This window comes from Haloferax sp. KTX1 (assembly GCF_902410085.1).
In the GTDB taxonomy this organism is placed as follows: Archaea; Halobacteriota; Halobacteria; order Halobacteriales; family Haloferacaceae; genus Haloferax; species Haloferax massiliensis.
Map to the genome: position 1 here is coordinate 1 of NZ_CABPRH010000096.1, position 507 is coordinate 507.

Consider the following 507-nt stretch of genomic DNA (forward strand, 5'->3'; position numbering starts at 1 on the left):
AACCCGAAGGCGGTGGCGGATCTGGTCAGCCGCGTTGCCGCCCTGAGGATCTCCGGCGCAGCGGGCGACCGGAGCGTGCCGGACAGCGAGCCCGACCTGACCCTCCGCCTCGGAACCGGCGACGATGCCCCCCGCAAGTACCGGTTCCATGCCGGTGACAAAGGGGAAGACGCGCTGCTGGTCACGGATCAGTACGACACTGTCTTCACCGTGAACACCCCGGTCTTCGACAGCATCCAGAAGTCAGCCGGCCGGAAAGCCCTGCTCGCCCCGTCCGCCAGTGGCGACCAGGGAAGCAGTGCAAAGGACGGTCAGTCCGCCGAGGGTGACTGAAGGAAGGGCCACCAGCCCGGGACCGGCACCGCGAGCTGCCGGCCCTCGATGCCCAGAACCAGCGGCTCCGGCTGGATGGCCAGCGGTGACAGGAGCCGCGCCTGGCTGGTGAAGGTGGTCTCCATCGGCACATCCAGGGTCTCGTCCAGATCAACGGACACCGGAGTCTCCAGC

Annotated in this window: 2 protein-coding genes; one reads left to right on the plus strand and one right to left on the minus strand. The window is 68.2% G+C overall.

What is annotated here, in order from left to right; translation table 11 throughout:
* On the plus strand, positions 1 to 333 hold a 333-nt coding region (locus FY251_RS22720), incomplete at its 5' end, for a hypothetical protein (protein ID WP_187367473.1).
* On the opposite strand, the gene FY251_RS20950 is transcribed toward FY251_RS22720, so the two are convergent.
* Positions 312 to 507: hypothetical protein (locus FY251_RS20950; RefSeq protein ID WP_222847870.1), on the minus strand; the 196-nt coding region annotated here is incomplete at its 5' end. The genes FY251_RS22720 and FY251_RS20950 overlap by 22 nt on opposite strands.